This window comes from Ligilactobacillus murinus (genome assembly GCF_003288115.1).
Classification (GTDB): domain Bacteria; phylum Bacillota; class Bacilli; order Lactobacillales; family Lactobacillaceae; genus Ligilactobacillus; species Ligilactobacillus murinus.
The window spans coordinates 1,683,166-1,700,782 of record NZ_CP023565.1 but is presented as its reverse complement, the minus strand read 5'-3'; the positions used below and the strand labels follow the sequence as shown (position 1 = coordinate 1,700,782).

General features: G+C 40.7%; 16 protein-coding genes and 1 pseudogene. 13 read left to right on the top strand and 4 right to left on the bottom strand.

Features of this window, described 5'->3' with window-relative positions:
- Nucleotides 1–33: 33 nt before the first annotated feature.
- Nucleotides 34–819: a (S)-acetoin forming diacetyl reductase gene (locus tag CPS94_RS08440; protein WP_004049819.1), complete on the bottom strand. Its 786-nt coding sequence runs from the start codon at nucleotides 817–819 to the stop codon at nucleotides 34–36.
- Between the two features lie 157 nt (nucleotides 820–976).
- Here CPS94_RS08440 and CPS94_RS08435 point away from each other — a divergent pair, with 157 nt between their 5' ends.
- Genes CPS94_RS08435 through CPS94_RS08425 form a run of 3 tightly spaced genes read left to right on the top strand, consistent with a single transcriptional unit; the run spans nucleotide 977 to nucleotide 3,905 of the window.
- Complete coding sequence (locus CPS94_RS08435; RefSeq protein WP_112193694.1) at nucleotides 977–1,813, top strand: PfkB family carbohydrate kinase; 837 nt, start codon at nucleotides 977–979, stop codon at nucleotides 1,811–1,813.
- Nucleotides 1,803–2,285 carry an ECF transporter S component gene (locus tag CPS94_RS08430; protein ID WP_112193692.1) on the top strand — a complete coding sequence of 161 codons (483 nt, stop codon included), beginning with the start codon at nucleotides 1,803–1,805 and terminating at the stop codon, nucleotides 2,283–2,285. Before CPS94_RS08435 ends, CPS94_RS08430 begins: the two co-directional genes overlap by 11 nt.
- A 48-nt stretch (nucleotides 2,286–2,333) precedes the next feature.
- Nucleotides 2,334–3,905, top strand: coding sequence for a cation:proton antiporter (locus tag CPS94_RS08425; protein WP_112193683.1), 1,572 nt, complete (start codon nucleotides 2,334–2,336; stop codon nucleotides 3,903–3,905).
- 117 nt (nucleotides 3,906–4,022) lie between these two features.
- On the opposite strand, the gene CPS94_RS08420 is transcribed toward CPS94_RS08425, so the two are convergent.
- Both CPS94_RS08420 and CPS94_RS08415 read right to left on the bottom strand, forming a co-directional pair.
- Entirely contained in the window at nucleotides 4,023–5,939 is a 1,917-nt protein-coding gene (locus CPS94_RS08420) for a M13 family metallopeptidase (protein WP_112193681.1), read from the bottom strand.
- Nucleotides 5,940–5,959: 20 nt separating this feature from the next.
- Complete coding sequence (locus CPS94_RS08415; protein ID WP_112193679.1) at nucleotides 5,960–6,811, bottom strand: aldo/keto reductase; 852 nt, start codon at nucleotides 6,809–6,811, stop codon at nucleotides 5,960–5,962.
- Between the two features lie 266 nt (nucleotides 6,812–7,077).
- On the opposite strand from CPS94_RS08415, the gene jag reads away from it, so the two are divergent.
- The 7 genes from jag to CPS94_RS08380 all read left to right on the top strand — a co-directional run bounded on the left by jag (nucleotide 7,078) and on the right by CPS94_RS08380 (nucleotide 14,585).
- Complete coding sequence (gene jag / locus CPS94_RS08410; RefSeq protein ID WP_112193676.1) at nucleotides 7,078–7,785, top strand: RNA-binding cell elongation regulator Jag/EloR; 708 nt, start codon at nucleotides 7,078–7,080, stop codon at nucleotides 7,783–7,785.
- A gap of 15 nt (nucleotides 7,786–7,800) precedes the next feature.
- On the top strand, nucleotides 7,801–8,271 hold the full coding sequence (locus CPS94_RS08405) for a MarR family winged helix-turn-helix transcriptional regulator (RefSeq protein WP_112193674.1): 471 nt from the start codon (nucleotides 7,801–7,803) through the stop codon (nucleotides 8,269–8,271).
- Nucleotides 8,272–8,433: 162 nt separating this feature from the next.
- Entirely contained in the window at nucleotides 8,434–10,182 is a 1,749-nt protein-coding gene (locus CPS94_RS08400; protein WP_238145342.1) for an IS1182 family transposase, read from the top strand.
- Between the two features lie 174 nt (nucleotides 10,183–10,356).
- Nucleotides 10,357–11,952 (top strand): alpha-glucoside-specific PTS transporter subunit IIBC, encoded by a 1,596-nt coding sequence (locus CPS94_RS08395; protein ID WP_112193672.1) that lies wholly within the window; start codon nucleotides 10,357–10,359, stop codon nucleotides 11,950–11,952.
- Nucleotides 11,953–11,966: 14 nt separating this feature from the next.
- On the top strand, nucleotides 11,967–13,307 hold the full coding sequence (locus tag CPS94_RS08390; protein WP_112193670.1) for a 6-phospho-alpha-glucosidase: 1,341 nt from the start codon (nucleotides 11,967–11,969) through the stop codon (nucleotides 13,305–13,307).
- Nucleotides 13,308–13,380: 73 nt separating this feature from the next.
- Entirely contained in the window at nucleotides 13,381–14,136 is a 756-nt protein-coding gene (locus tag CPS94_RS08385; protein WP_112193668.1) for a MurR/RpiR family transcriptional regulator, read from the top strand.
- Between the two features lie 5 nt (nucleotides 14,137–14,141).
- Nucleotides 14,142–14,585 (top strand): hypothetical protein, encoded by a 444-nt coding sequence (locus CPS94_RS08380; protein ID WP_004049841.1) that lies wholly within the window; start codon nucleotides 14,142–14,144, stop codon nucleotides 14,583–14,585.
- A 473-nt stretch (nucleotides 14,586–15,058) separates the two neighbouring features.
- Here the strand turns inward: CPS94_RS08380 and CPS94_RS08375 are convergent, their stop codons facing one another.
- Nucleotides 15,059–16,309 (bottom strand): RNA-guided endonuclease InsQ/TnpB family protein, encoded by a 1,251-nt coding sequence (locus CPS94_RS08375; RefSeq protein WP_004050805.1) that lies wholly within the window; start codon nucleotides 16,307–16,309, stop codon nucleotides 15,059–15,061.
- 73 nt (nucleotides 16,310–16,382) lie between these two features.
- Between CPS94_RS08375 and tnpA the strand changes: the two are divergent.
- From tnpA to CPS94_RS08360, 3 genes and pseudogenes are all read left to right on the top strand, one after another.
- A pseudogene (gene tnpA / locus CPS94_RS08370) lies at nucleotides 16,383–16,838 on the top strand (IS200/IS605 family transposase).
- Between the two features lie 168 nt (nucleotides 16,839–17,006).
- Entirely contained in the window at nucleotides 17,007–17,270 is a 264-nt protein-coding gene (locus CPS94_RS11810; protein WP_112193666.1) for a leucocin A/sakacin P family class II bacteriocin, read from the top strand.
- Nucleotides 17,264–17,578, top strand: coding sequence for a hypothetical protein (locus CPS94_RS08360; protein WP_039936185.1), 315 nt, complete (start codon nucleotides 17,264–17,266; stop codon nucleotides 17,576–17,578). The genes CPS94_RS11810 and CPS94_RS08360 overlap by 7 nt, the downstream gene beginning before the upstream one ends.
- Nucleotides 17,579–17,617: the final 39 nt, after the last annotated feature.

The window sequence follows — 17,617 nt, the reverse complement described above, 5'->3', positions numbered from 1 at the left end:
AAATCAGCTTGCTTAGTTTACTATAGCAAAATTTTAGTGGAATTGCATACCACCGTCAACGATCAAGGTTTGACCAGTGATATAGTTGGAATCTGTTCCGGCTAAAAATGAAACAGCGGCTGCTACATCTTCTGGTTCGGAGAGTTTTTCTAGGGCAATATCCTTAGCGAAAGTTTGCATGCCCCATTCATCATCTTTGCCCGCATTTTGACCAACACGATGGGCAATATCGTACATCATTGGGGTTTTTACGATCCCAGGGGCAAAAGCAGTTACTGTGATCCCTTCTTTAGCAAGGTCACGTGCAGCTACTTGGGTGATACCTCGAACGGCAAATTTGGTTCCACTATATAATAAAAGATTAGGATTACCTACGACACCAGCTTGAGATGTGGCATTGATGATCTTACCAACGATCTCTTTGCCAACGCGTTTTTTCTTTCTAAATTGTTCAACTGCGGCTTGGATCCCCCAAATAACACCAGCAACGTTGATGTGGTAAACTTGATCAAATTGTTCAGGTGTGATCGTTTCGATCGGAGTGGTCGGGCCGACCCCAGCGTTATTGACGATCACATCAAACCCGCCAAATGCGTTATATGTTTTTTGTACGGCTTGGAAAACGCTATCTTTATCAGCAACGTCAACTTCGATCGCAACAGCGCTTTTACCAGCAGTTGTTAGATCAAAGGCTGTCTGTTTAGCTGCTTCTAAGTTGCGATCGGCAACGGCAACTGCAAAACCATCATCAGCTAACCGCCGTGCGATCGCTTGTCCAATACCTTGTGCGCCCCCAGTGACTAATGCTACTTTTGTCATAAAAAAACCCCCTTATTGAATTTAGCAACTAACTCCTTAGTTAAGTATACCATTTTTTACAGTTGAAGAAAACGGTTACAATGATAATAAGCTTGAAATATGCCCAAAAAAAGCTATAGTTAAGTAATTAAGACTGACATTTCAGGGGGTAAAATTGATGCAGATAAAATTTGATGAAAAGATGCTCGTGGCTCAAGACCTTTCAGCGATCGGTAATCTTTCACTGGCAGTTGCGATCCCGATCTTACAAGTTCAAAAGATCCCGCTAGCTATTTTGCCGACGAGCTTATTATCGACTCAAAGTGAAGGCTTTGGCACACCTGCAGTCAGTGATTGCTACTCCTTTGTCAAAGCGACTTTTGCGCATTGGCAAACACAAAATGTTAATATTACAGCAGCGTTAGTTGGTTATATCGATAATTTAGCTACCGGTAAAGCACTATACCAATATTTAAACCAGGCCAAGTTAGAATTAGTTGTGATCGACCCAGTTTTTGCTGATGAGGGGAAATTTTACCCCAATTTAGATGAACGACATTTGGCTTTGCAAAAAAAGTTGTTGCAAGTAGCTGATTTTGCGACTCCGAATTTGACTGAAGCCAAGTTTTTAACAGGGCAAATGCAAAGTACCCCAGATCTGACCCAATTAGCCCGTGAGGTTGAACGGCTTTTACGCTCAGGAGGCAAGGCTGTCATCACTGGCGTCGAGTTGGACGGACAAAAAGGATGTATTTGGCTTGAAGAGGGGCAATTAAAGACTTGTTTCTTCCCCAAGGTAGAGGGGCACTTTTATGGTAGTGGTGATGTTTTTGCGGCTCTTTTAGCTTCATTTTTACGGCAAGGGGTTTCGTTTGAACAGGCGATAAAGCAAGCCACGAGTTTGACACAACAAGCCTTGATCCAGACCGCTGACCAAAATGTTGAGCGTAGTTATGGGATCTATCTGGGCGAATTATTGCCCAAATTAGCAAAGGGGATATCACATGAAGACTAGACAAATCGTGACGTTAGCTTTGATCACAGCCTTAAATGTAGCTGTGGCACGCATATTTTTGATCCCGGTAGTATTTACGCATGGAAATATCAATTTATGTGATGCGGGGATCGTTCTTTCAGGGATCGTCTTTGGAGTGCGCGGTGGTGCGTTAGTCGGGGGCCTGAGCGGCTTTTTACTCGATCTCTTTAGCGGTTATCCGCAGTATATGATTTTTTCTTTGGTGATCCATGGGACACAAGGAGCGCTTGTTGGAACCGCTCAGACTAGATCTTTAAAAGAACAGCTCCTAGTTTGTGGAGGAGCGATCGGAGTTTTAGTTGGGGGATATTTTATTGCCGATAGTTTGTTATATGGCTGGAGTGCCGGGATCTTAGGGATAGCGACTAATTTATTACAAGGGATAGTTGGGACTGGGCTGGGATTGGTCTTGGCCCGCAGAGCACCTAAGATAAGAGCGCAAAAGTGGTAATTTGTTCGTTTTTTCTGATATGATGAAAGAAAAACGGGAGGGGTTTTTATGCACGAATTAAGTGGGTGGCTACTGTTGATCTTTGCCTCAATAGCAGCTAGTATTTTAGCGCAGTTTTTTCCAAAGATCTCGGAAAATTATGTCAGTATGGCAGTTGGCGCAATAATTGCTAGCATACCCTTTTTCAACGATATGATCCCCGAGTTTGAGCCTGAAGTCTTTATGATCACGATCATTGCGCCATTGCTATTCTTTGAAGGGCAGGCGATGAATCTCAATCGTGTGGGGCACAAACTCAAAACTATCTTGGGGATCGTAGTTATTTTAGTAGTCATCAGTACAGTAGTAACGGGTTTTGCACTCTCATATATCACGGGGATCGGCTTGTCGCTAGCATTAGTGATGGCAGCGATCAGTACCCCAACTGATGCGACGGCGACCGAATCTGTTTCTGAAGGACTACAGCTTCCCAAGAGCGAAAAAAATATGCTAAAAATGGAAGCCTTATTCAATGATGCTTCTGGGATCATCTTATTGAATGCAACGGTGCTCTTTTTACTTCGAGGAGAGATCGATTATAGCTCAACGATCATAAACTTCTTATTTGCAGCGATCGGTGGTGCTTTGTTTGGTGCTATCGTTGCTTTTATTGCGATCTTCTTTCGCCAAGCCTTGATCCGTTTGCCTTTTGATAATGCAGTCAATGCCCAGATCATGTTAGCTGTGGCCTTACCATTTATCATTTACGTTTTAGCTGAAGAGATCCATGTATCAGGGATCATTGCGGTCGTATGTGCTGGCTTATTGCATAACAGTGAAGCCCAGCGGAGTCGTTTCAGTGATATGCAGCAATTTTATTTAGGAAATAATATTTTTTCTTTAGTGCAAGAGTTATTGAATAATGCTGTCTTTTTGATCTTAGGCTTAAACTTTGTCCGGATCGTTATGGACGAAGATGTGACTTTCTCATCGTGGATCTGGATCACAGCTGGGATCGTCTTATACGCCCTGAATTTACTTGTTCGCTATCTCTACGTTTTACTGATCATGAAGCGTGGTCACCGTAGCGCCTTGATCTTTTCGTTAGGTGGTGTCCATGGAGCGGTTACTTTAGCGCTTGTCTTTATGGCAGCAAGTTTGGGGCTAAGTTCAAATCAATTCAACTTAGTCATCATGTCTGAATCAGTAATGATCATTTTGAGTATGTTAGTTCCAAGCATCGTTTTTTGGTTTATTTTGCCAAAAGAAGAGCATGATACAGGTGAAAAGAAAAAATATCGCCAAGAGATGATCAATCGCGCGATCAGTGAAGTTGAGCATATGTATCTGCCTGAAAAAGTAAAGCAAAGTGTGATCTATGATCTGCGTGACCAAAATTCAGAGACCAGTTTGCGCCAATTTTGGCAACAGTGGTTTTACGTTTCACGTCGCCCAGCTTTCAGTAAGGTCGAACGCTCCTTAGAACAACAAGCTTTGTTATGGTCATTTTATATTGAACGTGAGTATTTGGCAGAATTACTGGAGGCAGGTGAAGTTGATTCGACTGATCTGTATGACTTGTATAACGAAGTCGCATTAGCTGAAGCCATGGTCTTAGATCCCAAGAATTCATTTCACTAAATAGCTCGAGTAACGCTATATGAACAAAAAGAGCCACCACGAGCTCTGAAGTGCCCCTAAGTTAGTAGGGGAGTTACTTCAGTTCGTAGTGGCTCTTTTATTATTGCTTAGCGGACTTTACCAGATAGCGATCCGTTTATCTGGTGCTAGGTACATGCCATCACCTGGTTTGACATCAAAGACTTGATAGAAGTCGTCGAGGTTACGGGGCTGGATATTTGCTCGTAAGACATGTGGCGCGTGAACATCGATCGCTAAGAGAAGTTTTTCTCGCTCTGGTGCCGACTTCATTCCCCAGATCCGGGCCCAGTTGATGAAGAATTCACGCAGATCTGCATCCGGTTCGCTTTTGGCAGCTTCAAGCGCACAGCTCAATCCACCTGCATCTGCAATGTTTTCGGAAACAACAAGCTTACCGTTGACTTTTCCGGCAGGCAATTCTAGGCCATCGAATTGTGCGATCATTTTTTCAGCTAATTTTTGGAAGTGGGCTAGGTCTTCTTTAGTCCACCAATTAGCTAAGTTACCATGTTCGTCAAATTGAGCTCCATTGTTATCAAACGCATGGGAGATCTCATGGGCGATAACGGCACCGATCCCACCATAATTAGCACTTGAAGTTTGTTCAAGACTGTAAAATGGTGCTTGCAAGATCGCTGCGGGGAAGACGATGATGTTAAATGAAGGGTGGTAATAAGCATTGACCATGTGCGCCGGCATCTCCCAACGTGTGCGATCAACTTTTTCATCGATCCGTTCAAAATGACGCTTAGTTACGATCTTGGTGAATTTTGTCACGTTATCGACTAAGTTTAAGTCGTCATCAACGATGAACTTGGAGTAAAGGGGATCGAGTTCATCAGGATAGCCAACGTTGATCCCGAGCGCATCTAACTTAACGATCGCTTTTTTACGTGTTTCATCACTCAACCATTCATTTTCTTCCAGCCGTTTTTTATAGACAGCGATCATCTTTTCGACCATGTGGTGCACGTCTGCTTTAGCCTGAGCCCCAAAGTATTTATGAGCATAATAGAGTCCGACTACTTGACTGTATTGATTTGTCGCTAAGTAAAAGGCTGCTTTTTGCGGATTCATTGCCTCTTTTGAACCAGAGAGCGCCCGATTATAGGTCCCCCCTAAAATGCGGATCTCATCGCTCAATAACCCGGTTAGACCAAGAAGAGTTTTGACAAATAACCAACTACGCATGCTCTCAAAATTTTGTTCGTTGACTAATTCATTTAAGGCCGCATAGTACTTAGGTTCGCTGACGATCACTTGTTCAGGCGCTTTTCCAAGTAAAGCTGTTACGACTTTAGCGAGATCGACATGTGCGCTCAATGATACGAAATCTTGGAAAGTGTACTTGTTGTAAGATTTTACGTAATCTGCGCGTTCTGTGCTATCCTTTTGAAAAGGTGCTAGTTTTTTGTCGTAAGCCAAAGCTTGTGCGATCGTTTTTTGGCTAAATGCTTCATCATAACCAGCTAACTTGAAGAGCTCAGTCAGCATTTGTTCTAAGATCTGAAGCAATGTTTTAGCTTGTTCATTACCGGGTTCATAATAGGTCTTATCGGGTAAAAACAAAGATGGAACATCAGCATAGAGCGCGTAATGCTTAGTATCTTTCATATCCGGTGAAACATAGAGTTCAAACGGTGCATCGTAATTTTCAAGGATCAGATCTGGCAAAGCGTCTTGCCAAGCCTTTAGATCTTTTAAGGCTAAGACCTTATCTAAATACTTTTTAGCTGGAGTAGCACCAGCTTTGTTACGGGTTTCAAAATCAGATGCAAGGCGATAAAACTTTACAAATTCTGCCATTTCTTTGGTCTGTGGTCGGTCTTTTTTGGTCAACATTTTGCCAAAATCAGCCATCAGTGTTTCTTCGATATTGTCGGCCAAGTCCGCAAAGCCCCCAGTAGTTGCCTTGTCGGCTGGGATCACGGCGGTTTTGAGCCATTCGCCGTTGACGGCTTGGTAAAGGTCATCTTTTAGTAAAGCTTCATTGACAGTTGTATTTTCCCCCATAAAAATTCCCCCTTAGGTTTTTAAAAATCAGCCGTATCAGGGTCAGTTGCAAATCCAGCAACACCCTTTAAGGCATCGATCTGTTGCATCTCGCTTTCGGTCAATTCAAAATCAAAGACTTCAGTATTTTCTTTGATCCGTGCCGGATGGACCGATTTTGGTAATGGTAGATAACCGTGTTGCAATGACCACCGTAAGCAAAGTTGTGCGACTGAACGCTTTTTCTTTTGGGCCAAAGCTTTTAAGGTCTCATTAGCAAAGATCTGTCCGGTACCAAATGGACTGTAAGCTTCCAATAAGATATCGTGTTGTTGACAGTAATCAATAGTCAAACGATCGACATCACCTGGGCAGATCCGGATCTGGTCGACCATCGGCTGGATCTTTTGTGTTTTTTTCAAAACTTCAAAATGCTTAGGTTTAAAGTTTGAAACTCCGATCGCCTTGACTTTCCCAGCCGTGTAGGCATCTTCTAAGGCACGCCAAGTCTCTTGGAGATGTTTTTCCCAGTCATGATCACGAAAAGCCTTTGGATTAGGCCAATGGATCAGAAATAAGTCCAAATAGTCGGTCTGAAGGTCGGATAAAGAACGATCGAGGGCTTGAGTAGCCAGTTCGTAAGTATGAGCCTGATTATCCAATTTACTTGTGATAAAAAGGTCACTACGAGCGATTCCGCTTGCTTTTACGGCTTGACCGATACTTTTTTCGTTGCCATACATTTCTGCAGTATCGATATGGGTAAAACCAGCATCAAGTGCAGCTAAGACAGCATCGGTAGCTACCTTACCTGCAGGAGTTTGCCAAGTACCAAAACCTAAAACTGGGATCTTAACGCCGTTCTCAAGTGTATATGTGTTCATCAAACTCATAAATTCCCACCTATCCTTGTATTGAATTATTGTGTACTACACGCCTTGATTATACCATAATTAAGTAAATGTCCATCTTTAGAGCGCTTATGTATTAAGGAATTTTGTTCTTTTTAGAATAAAAGCATTTTCACGGCTAATATTTGTGTGAAACAAAATATAAGTATGCTATACTACTAAATGAGTTGCGGACGAGTTAGTCTGCTATTTTTGTTGATCACTTTTTTGAAAAATGTAGTTTATTGCTTTATTTAGGGGGAAACGATGTGAAATTTTGGGGCAAGACAACACAAGATGCGATCAGATCTGGCTTAGAGGAATTGCATAAGACTAAAGCACAGGTCGAAGTAAAAGTTATCAGCGAAGGAAGAAAGGGCTTTTTAGGGTTTGGTAAGAAACCAGCTGAGGTGGAACTCGTTGTTAAGGAAGAAACAACACATAAAAATGCTGGGCGACCACACGCTAAAAAAGTGGCTGTTGCAAAACAAAAGGTTGAAGACTGGGAGAAATATCTGCACGAATTAGGTTACTATTTGGCAGATGTCACACAGAAGATGGGGATCAAGACAACGATCGATGTAGTGGTGGAAAAACGGGTCGTGACCTATAATTTTGAAACTAAGCAGGAAGGTAGCTTGATCGGGCGCCACGGAAAAACGCTCAATGCGTTACAGTTGTTAGCACAAGATTTCTTGGATAAGAAGAGTAAAAGGAAGATCCAAGTCATCTTAGATGTGGCTGACTATCGGGCGCGACGCAAAGAAACGCTCCAGTTTTTAGCACGAAAAGTTGCACGGGATGCAATTCAACAAGACCAACGACAACGGTTAGATCCAATGCCTTCATTTGAAAGAAAGATCATCCACGCTGCTTTGGTTAGAAATACTGAGGTCAAAACCTATTCAAGCGGTAATGAACCGCGACGCTTCGTCGTTGTTGAGCCGGCGTATACCAAAAATACAGGGAAGAACTAAGAGAGGATTTTGACTATGTTTGAGCATAACCCCAACCATTTAGAAGATGAATTGTGCTTTTCGATCTATACCGCACAACGCTTTTATAACCGTTTCTATACTGAAGCCTTGAAGAAGTATAATTTGACCTATGCACAATACATCACGTTATTAGTTTTATGGGAAAGTAAAGAAAAGATGATCATTCGTGATCTAGGTCTACGTTTGAAACTTGATACCGGGACATTGACGCCTTTACTAAAGCGCATGGAAAAAGAAGGCTGGGTAACTCGTACGAAGACAAAGGCTGATGGACGCAAGGTCTATATCACTTTGACTGACAAAGCTCTTGAGTTGGAAGACCAGATCAAGGCCCGGGTCACTGGTTGCTTTGGTTCCGTCGATATGTCCAGTGACGAGTATAAAAATGCTGTCAAATTTATCCAAGACATCGCTAAGAAGTTAGAAGATAACAACAAGTTGTTGGTGGAAAAAACTAAATTCTAATAGCGTTATGAGGCTGTGACATAAGTCTTCAAAAAACGGTCGTAAATGGACTTAAAAATTGTTCATTTACGACCGTTTTTGTATACTATAAATAAAAAAGGACATCAGAACCCCCCTGATGCCCTATAGTCTACCCCCTCAAAAAAGAAAGGAGATAAACCCATGCACAGCAATTATAACATAAATCAACTCAGTTTGAACATGGCGACCTTCTATGAACCTGAAAAAAATCATCAAGCACACTACATACACCATTTAGTCGAATCTATTGATTTTGATGACTCTTATACCTTTGGGCGTCCTTTCGAATATGAACCTCGGGTCTTACTCAAGTTAGTTCTTTTGGCATATAGTTATGGTATTTTTTCTTGTCGAAAGATCGAACGTTTTGCTCGGGAAAACGTTGTTGCCATGTGGTTGACTCAGGAAGCCCAACCTACTTATCGTACTATTGCTCGCTTTGTTGTCTCTGATACTATTGAGATGATGCTAAAAAGTTCGTTTTCTGAATTTAGAGAATATTTGCGAAAAAATGGGCTCATTGATGAGGCTGTGTTTATTGATGGTACTAAGATTCTTGCTAACGCAAATAAATACTCGTTTGTTTGGAAGAAAAATACTATTCGCTATGATGATTTAAATCGACAAAAAGCTAAAAAGTTATTGAAAGAGATCAAAGAATCGATCGTCAATATTGATTTTGCTGATGATCTGACTGTTGATCAACTTGATGAGATATGTGCCCGATTGGAACAACGAATTGAATATTTGAATGAAAAAGTCGAAGAGACTAAGAAGATCTCCCCTAATCCTGCGAAGCAGGAACGACGGGTGGCCAAGAAATACTTAAAACAAACACGCGAGCGTAAACAGAAAAACTCTAAATATGCTGAACAGTTTGCCATCGTTGGCGAGCGAAACAGCTATTCTAAAACTGACAATGACGCCACTTTTATGCGTATGAAAGAAGATCCAATGAAAAATGGTCAAACCAAACCTGGCTATAATCTCCAAGTCGCTGCTAATAATCAATTTGCTTTGGACTACACCCTCGCACCTAATCCAACTGATATGCGTACTTTGATCCCATTTTTAGAAAAGATGGATGCAGATGTTATCCAAGGTCCGATAGTTGCTGATGCTGGTTATGGATCTGAACCTAACTATGAATTTATCGAAGATAAATTCGGAGTGTTTGATTACCTTATTCCATATAATACGATGTTAAAGGAAGAAACCAAACGTTGGAGATCAGATGAGCGCAAAGTGATGAATTGGCATTATAACGCTGAAGATGATTACTATATAGATCCAAAGAATGTTCGTTTTAACTTTAAACGCTATGCATATCGCCATGATACATATGGTTATAAACGAAATTTTAAAGTATATGAAGCTGAAAAATTCGATGAAGATCGTAAAGAAGATCCAAATGCATTGACCAAAAAAGGAAATGTCAGAAAGATCTATATCAATCCACAATGGGAATATTTCAAGGGGAAAGTAAAAACAAACCTTTCAAATACTGAAAAAAATAAGATCTATCGTAGAAGAAAGTATGAGATCGAACCTATTTTCGGTAATTTGAAGGCTTATTTGGGTTTTACTCGATTTACCGTACGAAGTAAGAAAAAGGTAAATCGACAAATGGGGATAGCGTTAATGGCATTGAACATGTGGAAAATGTCCACTAGTAGTTCAAAAATATCACCAAATAATAAAAACAAAAAGAAGACCATCCGAATTTTTCAAAATTTTCAAAAAATTCGAATGGTCTTCTTTAAAGATAGAGACTTATGTCACAGCCTCTTTTTAGGGCTCTTTGTCAACCACTGTGTAAAGAGTAAATATTTAGAGAAGCTCTGTGAGAATGGCTTAGGCTGTTTTCACAGAGCTTTGTATTTTTTCTAAGCTATGTTTAGAGATAGCTCTTTTTTGGGGAAAATTCCCATAAGTTGACACTTTATCCCACTAGAGGAAAGGAAATATCACTTTACTAGAAAACGATGAAAACGGATACATTAAAATGGTATGCTTAGGTTGTTAAGAAAAGCTAAAGTTTTTTAGGAAAGGTAGTGAAGTTTTATGATGGAGAAGATCCAGCGCTTTGGGGGCGCAATGTTTACACCAGTCTTACTTTTCTCGTTTGCCGGGATCATGGTCTCGATCGCGATCGTAGCGACTAATCCGGTCTTAGTTGGTGATCTAGCTAAAGAAGGCACGATCTGGTATAACTTTTGGAAGATCGTTGAAAATGGTTCTTGGACCGTTTTTAACAACATGGAGCTCTTGTTTGTGATCGGTTTACCGATCGGGTTAGCTAAAACAGCTAATGCACGGGCGGTAATGGAAGCCGTAGTCACATATTTGACCTTTAATTATTTCGTCAGCACAATGTTGCAATTATTTGGCTCAAGTTTTGGTGTTAATTTCAAACAAGCAGCTGGTGGTGAAAGTGGCTTAAAGCTGATCGCCGGGATCAAGACCTTAGATACTGGGATCATCGGTGCGATCTTTATCTCAGCGATCGTAGTCTACTTGCATAATCGCTATTTTGAAAAGAAATTACCTGATTTCTTAGGGATCTTCCAAGGATCATCTTATGTTGTTGTTTTAGGATTCTTTGCGATGTTACCGATCGCCTTATTGACCTGCTATATCTGGCCTAAGATCCAATTTGGGATCAGCTCATTACAAGCGATCTTAGCTACTTCAGGCGTGGTCGGAGTCTGGATCTACACTTTCTTAGAACGGATCTTGATCCCAACAGGTCTACATCACTTTGTTTACACTCCATTTGTCTTTGGGCCAGCGGTCGTTGAAGGTGGGATCACGCAGTATTGGTTTGCACACTTAAATGAATTTTCACGCTCGACCCAACCACTTAAGACATTGTTCCCAGAAGGTGGGTTTGCGCTTCATGGTAACTCTAAAGTCTTTGGAGCTCCAGGGATCGCATTAGCCTTTTACTTTACAGCTCGACCAGAGAACCGTAAAAAAGTGCTCTCCATGTTGATCCCTGTAACATTGACAGCTGTATTGTCCGGGATCACTGAGCCGTTAGAATTTACGTTCTTATTCCTATCTCCACCGTTATTTGCAGTTCATGCTGTTTTAGCAGCAACTTTAGCAGCAACACTGTACACATTTGGTGTCGTTGGTGATATGGGTGGGGGCTTGATCGATCTGTTGACAAGAAACTGGATCCCAGTATTTTCAAATCATGCCGGTACGGTGCTCATTCATATCGTGATCGGACTATGTTTCACATTTATCTGGTTTGTTGTCTTTAAATTCTTGATCGTAAAATTCAACATTATGACGCCAGGGCGTGATATCGACAAGGAAGCTGACATCAAACTCTACTCTAAGCAAGATTATAAAGACAAAAAAGCGGGTAAAGGTGATGAAAATAAAGCCCCTGCAAATCGTTATCGTGAACAAGCAGCGATCTATTTAGAAGCAGTCGGTGGACGTGACAATATTGAAAAAGTCAACAACTGTGCGACTCGGTTACGTTTGACCGTCAAAGATCCAGCTTTAGTTGAAAATGATGCTGCCTTTAGAGCAGGTGGTGCACATGGTGTCGTGCGAAATGGTAATGCTTTACAAGTTATCGTGGGCTTAGACGTGCCCCAAGTCAGAGAACAATTTGAAGAATTAATGAAGATTGATGATTAGAGGAGGAATTTAACATGGATAAGAAGTTTTCAGTTGTGATTGCAGGGGGTGGGAGTACCTTTACTCCGGGGATCGTATTGATGTTACTGGAGAATTTAGATAAGTTTCCGATCCGTCAGATCAAGTTTTACGATAATCTTGAAGCACGTCAAAAAGTGATCGCAGATGCCTGTGAGATCATTTTAAAAGAAAAGGCACCAGAGATCGACTTTGTTGCGACAACTGATCCAAAGACGGCCTTTAGTGATGTAGATTTTGTCATGGCCCATATTCGTGTCGGACTATATGCGATGCGTGAAAAAGATGAAAAGATCCCACTTAAATATGGTGTTATCGGGCAAGAAACTTGTGGACCAGGGGGGATCGCTTATGGGATGCGTTCGATCGGAGGCGTCCTAGAGTTGATCGACTACATGGAACAATATTCACCAGATGCATGGATGTTGAACTATTCCAATCCAGCGGCGATCGTAGCTGAAGCAACACGTAAGTTACGACCTAACTCTAAGATCATCAACATTTGTGACATGCCAGTCGGGATCGAAGAGCGGATGGCTCATGCGATCGGGCTCAAATCGCGCAAAGAGATGGAGGTACGCTACTATGGCTTGAATCACTTTGGCTGGTGGACCGATATCAGAGATCACGCTGGCAATGACTTGATGCCACAGATCAAAGAACATGTAGCTAAATACGGCTATTCACTCAAAGAAGAGCTCGGAGAACATGAATCACAACATACTGATCCAAGCTGGATGCACACCTTTGCTAAAGCACGTGAAGTCTATGCGGTAGATCCAGATACTTTACCAAATACGTATCTCAAGTACTATCTCTATTCACAAGATGAAGTTGAGCATGCAGACCCTGAGTATACTCGGGCAAATGAAGTTATGAACGGACGCGAAAAGCATGTCTTTGGTGAATGTAAAAAGATCGTCCAAGCAAAAACAGCCAAAGATACCAGTTTAGAAGTTGACGAGCATGCCAGCTATATCGTGGATCTAGCACGGGCGATCGCATACAACACTCACGAACGTATGCTGTTGATCGTGGAAAATAATGGTGCTTTGAGCAACTTTGAGCCAACGGCAATGGTCGAAGTCCCATGTATCGTAGGGAAAAATGGACCTGAGCCATTAGTTCAAGGCCAGATCCCGCGTTTCCAAAAAGGTTTGATGGAACAACAAGTAGCTGTCGAAAAACTCGTCGTTGAAGCTTGGGAAGAACACTCCTATCAAAAACTATGGCAAGCGCTAACGCTTTCTAAGATCATTCCAAATGCAAGAGTTGCTAAGCAGATCTTAGATGACTTGATCGAAGCTAACCGAGATTTCTGGCCAGAACTCAGATAGTGTAATCGCTTTAGTTGATCGTGCGAAATATGCTATAATTTAGCATATTAGTAGACAGATCAGGGGGATGCACATGACACTAGAAGAATTGATCACAAAACATCAAAAGGCCTTAGGAGATCTTGATAAGACCATCTTGCGTTATGTGCTAGATAATAAACAGGAAGTTCAACAGTTGGGGATCACTGAATTAGCTACAGCAACTTATACTTCCAAATCAACAGTTTTACGTTTAGTCAGAAAATTAGGTTTTGCAGGTTTCTCGGAATTCAAATACTTTTTAAAGACGAGCACTAAAGAGGTCAAACCAGCCACAGAGATGTTTGCCGATCTACAGGTCTCAGATATCATTAAGACGATCAAAGGCTTAGAACATGTCGAATGGGACGATCTAACATTACGGCTCAAAGAGGCCCAAACGATCTATTGCTACGGCACAGGTTTTTCCCAACGGCGGATCTTAGATGAATTTGCTAAAAATCTGTTACAGCTAGGAAAACGGGCGATCACGATCCCTAATAAGACTGAACTTGATATGGCAATGGAGATGATAACTACACACGATGTTGTTTTATTGGCGTCACTTAGTGGAGAAACTGAAAGCATCAAAGAAAACATCTTCATGTGGACCTTGAAAAATGTCCCTCTTGTGAGTGTGACGCAAGCAAAGGAGAATACGTTTGCGAGTCATTCGGATTATGCTTTGCACTATCATGTGACGCCATTTTCCGTTATCAAAGAAAAAAAGGTCGAGTCATTAGTCACATTATCAGTTGTCGTTGATTATCTTTTTCGAAAGTTGACCGAAAAAATGAGTAAAGATAGGTGAGAAAAATGTTAAAACAAGTACTGGCAAGACCAGCTGTATACAAGAAGATCTTATTAGGCTACTGGATCGGTTCAAGTGTGATCTTATTTGGATATCTATCTTTGGTCGCGCTTGACCTTGGCAAAAGTTTGCCAGCGACTTTACAGACGATGCCTAGCTTAGCCTTAGTAACGATCATTGCAGGCCTCAACTTATTATTAGCAGCAGCCTTATGGAAGATCCAAGCGACAGATAGGCCACTATTTTTAAGTCTAGCTTTGGTACAACAACTCTTGAGTTTAAACTTTGTGGGAGCGTTATTGATCTATTTTTACCAACGTTTCAGTCAACAGAAGTTTCTCCAAAAGCCAACAACAGATCAAGGTGCGTTGCTACTTTCCTTTACGCTGGTCATATTGCTGACACTTTTTGTTCTCTTGATCAGGCTCAGATTGGAGTTTATAAACTAACACAGTGCAAAAATTGCGTTTAGTTGCGTAGAAATAGCGGTGTTCTATCTTTGAGATGAAGGTAGGACACCGCTATTTCCTAAGAGTTGTAATTCGGAACATGACTACAAACATAGTGCTATTTACTGAAAGTTAAGGGAGATTTATTTTAGGAGATTGTTTACACAAAAACGGATGTTGTGCTATAGTTTGCGCTGAAAACTGAAAGGTCACTGAGAGAAGCAGAATAAATGCGATCAGCAAAACAAAATATTAGTTTAAAAAAACTACAATGATCTCAAGCTACAATTGATGCTTGGTCAACCACCACTGACTAAAGTCAGTGGCTTGTGAGCCGAAAATCCTTACAGATTTCGAACCACAATTTGCGTAGATAGGGACAACTTATTTGACCAACCGAAATTGTAATCAAACAGCGGTCGTCTAATTACCAACGCCTTTTATGTCCCCAGGTTGCCATAGGGACAGATAAGCTAAGCTAGTTTAGCTATTCCCTTATCAAGAATATTTTTAGCTGCGTTCCAGTCACGAATATGGTGAATACCACAGTTAGGACAAGTCCATTTTCGGTCATCTAACGTTAGTTTGTCCGTCCCATTAGTGCCCATCACAAAGCCACAATCGCAACATGTTTGGGTGGTGTTTCTTGGATTGATTGTGATAAATTGACGCCCATAAAGCTTTGCTTTATAAGCCAACATGCCAAGAAATGTTCGCCAACCAACGTCAGAAATACTAAGTGCTAAAGCATGATTTTTAAGCATATTCTTGCTACGCAACTCTTCGGCTACTACTAAATCGTGGTTCTTGATTAATGCAGTAGAGATTTGTTGGAGAAAATTATGTCTTTGGTTCATTACTTTGGCATGAAGTTTGGCAACTAGCAAGCGTTGCTTTTGGTAATTTTTACTATCGCGTAAGGAACGATGTTCTTTTTTTGCACGTTGTTGCCGTCTAGATAAAATGCGCTGTTCTTTGGCTAATTTACCTTTAATAGTGCGATAATATCGTGGATTAGGAACTATGTTACCTCCACTGTCGGTTAAGAAGTTATCAGTATTAAGATCAATTCCAACATGCCCATGAGTAGCTTTGGCCACTTTAACAAAAGATTCATCTGAAGCTAACTGCATTGATAAGAAGAAGCGATCCGCTGAATCTTTAGTCAACGTCACAGTACCAATTCTAGTCTCGCATATTCTTTTCAAAAGCCGTGCTTGCGAACCGGCAACACGTAACAGTCCGATTTTAGGGACTTTGACATGGCTATTATCTAGAAAACAGACTGTACCGTTAGTTAGCAACGCAGTCTTTTGCCCTGGGTATTGACAATTGGTTTGATAACGCCAGCGATAATTCTTTCGATGAAACTTAGGAACACCAGCGGTGTGAACCTTCCGAAAAGCATTCCAAGCTTTCCGATAGTTCTGAATGGCATTAGCTTTCGTCAAACTATCAATTCGTTTATCTTCTAAGAATTGATAGTGATTAGACATTTGCTTAGCGTTTTGGCGCATAGTTAGTTGCTTAATACGATCCCGAACTATGTCAATCGGTAGCTTAACTCTGCGAAGCTGCATCAGTTCCTTATTGATTGCAACCATTTCGTTATAGATAAAGCGACTAGCGTCACTGTTGATTTTAATCAACTGCTTTTGTTGGTCACTAGGATAGCAGCGCATTTTTAGGCCATAATGATATTTCATTTTTGCCATTGATTTCATTTGATTTCACCTCCCTTATTGATATAATAACATTATATCATGATGTCAATGTATTAACAAAGGAGACCATATTATGACTAAAGAAAAAATCAAAGAGGCCATTTATACTCGTCGTTATATCTATAATTTCCATTACCATTTGATCTGGGTAACTAAATATCGCAATCAGACTTTTACAACCGAGGCCTTATCTAACGAAATGAAAGCTATCTTGTAGCAAGTTGCAGATAACAATGACATCGTAATCGAAAAGATGGAAGTCATGCCGGATCACATTCATATGCTGATCAGTTTTCCGCCAAGCAAAGCGCCGGCTAGTGCCATTAAGGCGCTCAAAGGACGTAGTGCCTATATTTTTTTACAAAATCATCCAGAAATACGACGTAGCCAATATTGGGGCGGTCATCTTTGGTCGCCAAGTTACTATATGAGTACATTGGGCAATATGAGCAAAGAAGTTGTAGAGAAATATATCAATGACCAAAAATATACAGAAACAAACAAAAAGCCCCATAAAGGGGCTCAATAGTGGCCTATCCATCCCATGACTAAAGTCACGGGATGGATAGGCGTCATTAAAAGTGATTAGGACCACTTTCATTAAATTTACATTGGTTTATTAGTGTGGTAAAATTTGAACAAAGTAGGTTTAATAGTTGTAGTAGTTGTCAGTTGAATTACAAAAAGGAGTTGCATCATGAGAAAAATATTAATTTGTTTGGTGACAGTATTATCTCTCGTTTTTGTATTTGGGCTTCATAACACTGCTTCGGCTAGTGTTTCGGCAAATGTTCCTGTGACTGGAGGAAGTTCTGCTGATCCATATAAATATTATGGTAATGGGCTTTATTGTAATCAATTAGGCTGTAAAGTCGATTGGTCTAGAACATGGTATTGTGGAGTAAATAATGCAGCAGCTGGCTATGCAACTGGTGGGAAAGCGGGTATTGAAAATTGTTAACTGTAAAAAAAGATGATGTACTTTTATTGTTAAAATCTTTCAAATATAGTTTAGAAGCAGATGGATTTTCCAATTCTGATCTTAATTTCATTGATATAGCCAGCGAGAAAATTAAGAATAACTATACTATTCGTACGGAAGTAAATGTTGTATATCAAAACTTTTTTACGTTAAATTTAATTGAAAAAAAGTCTCTATCTAAAGAAACAAAGGAACTTTTATATCAACTAAAAAAAATATCAAATTCAGGTAGTATTTGGACTAAAATCAACGACCTTATGACCACTAACACTTGGCTTGGAAGATAAAAAATCGATCCCCAAAAATTTGAGCATAAAAATTAGAAA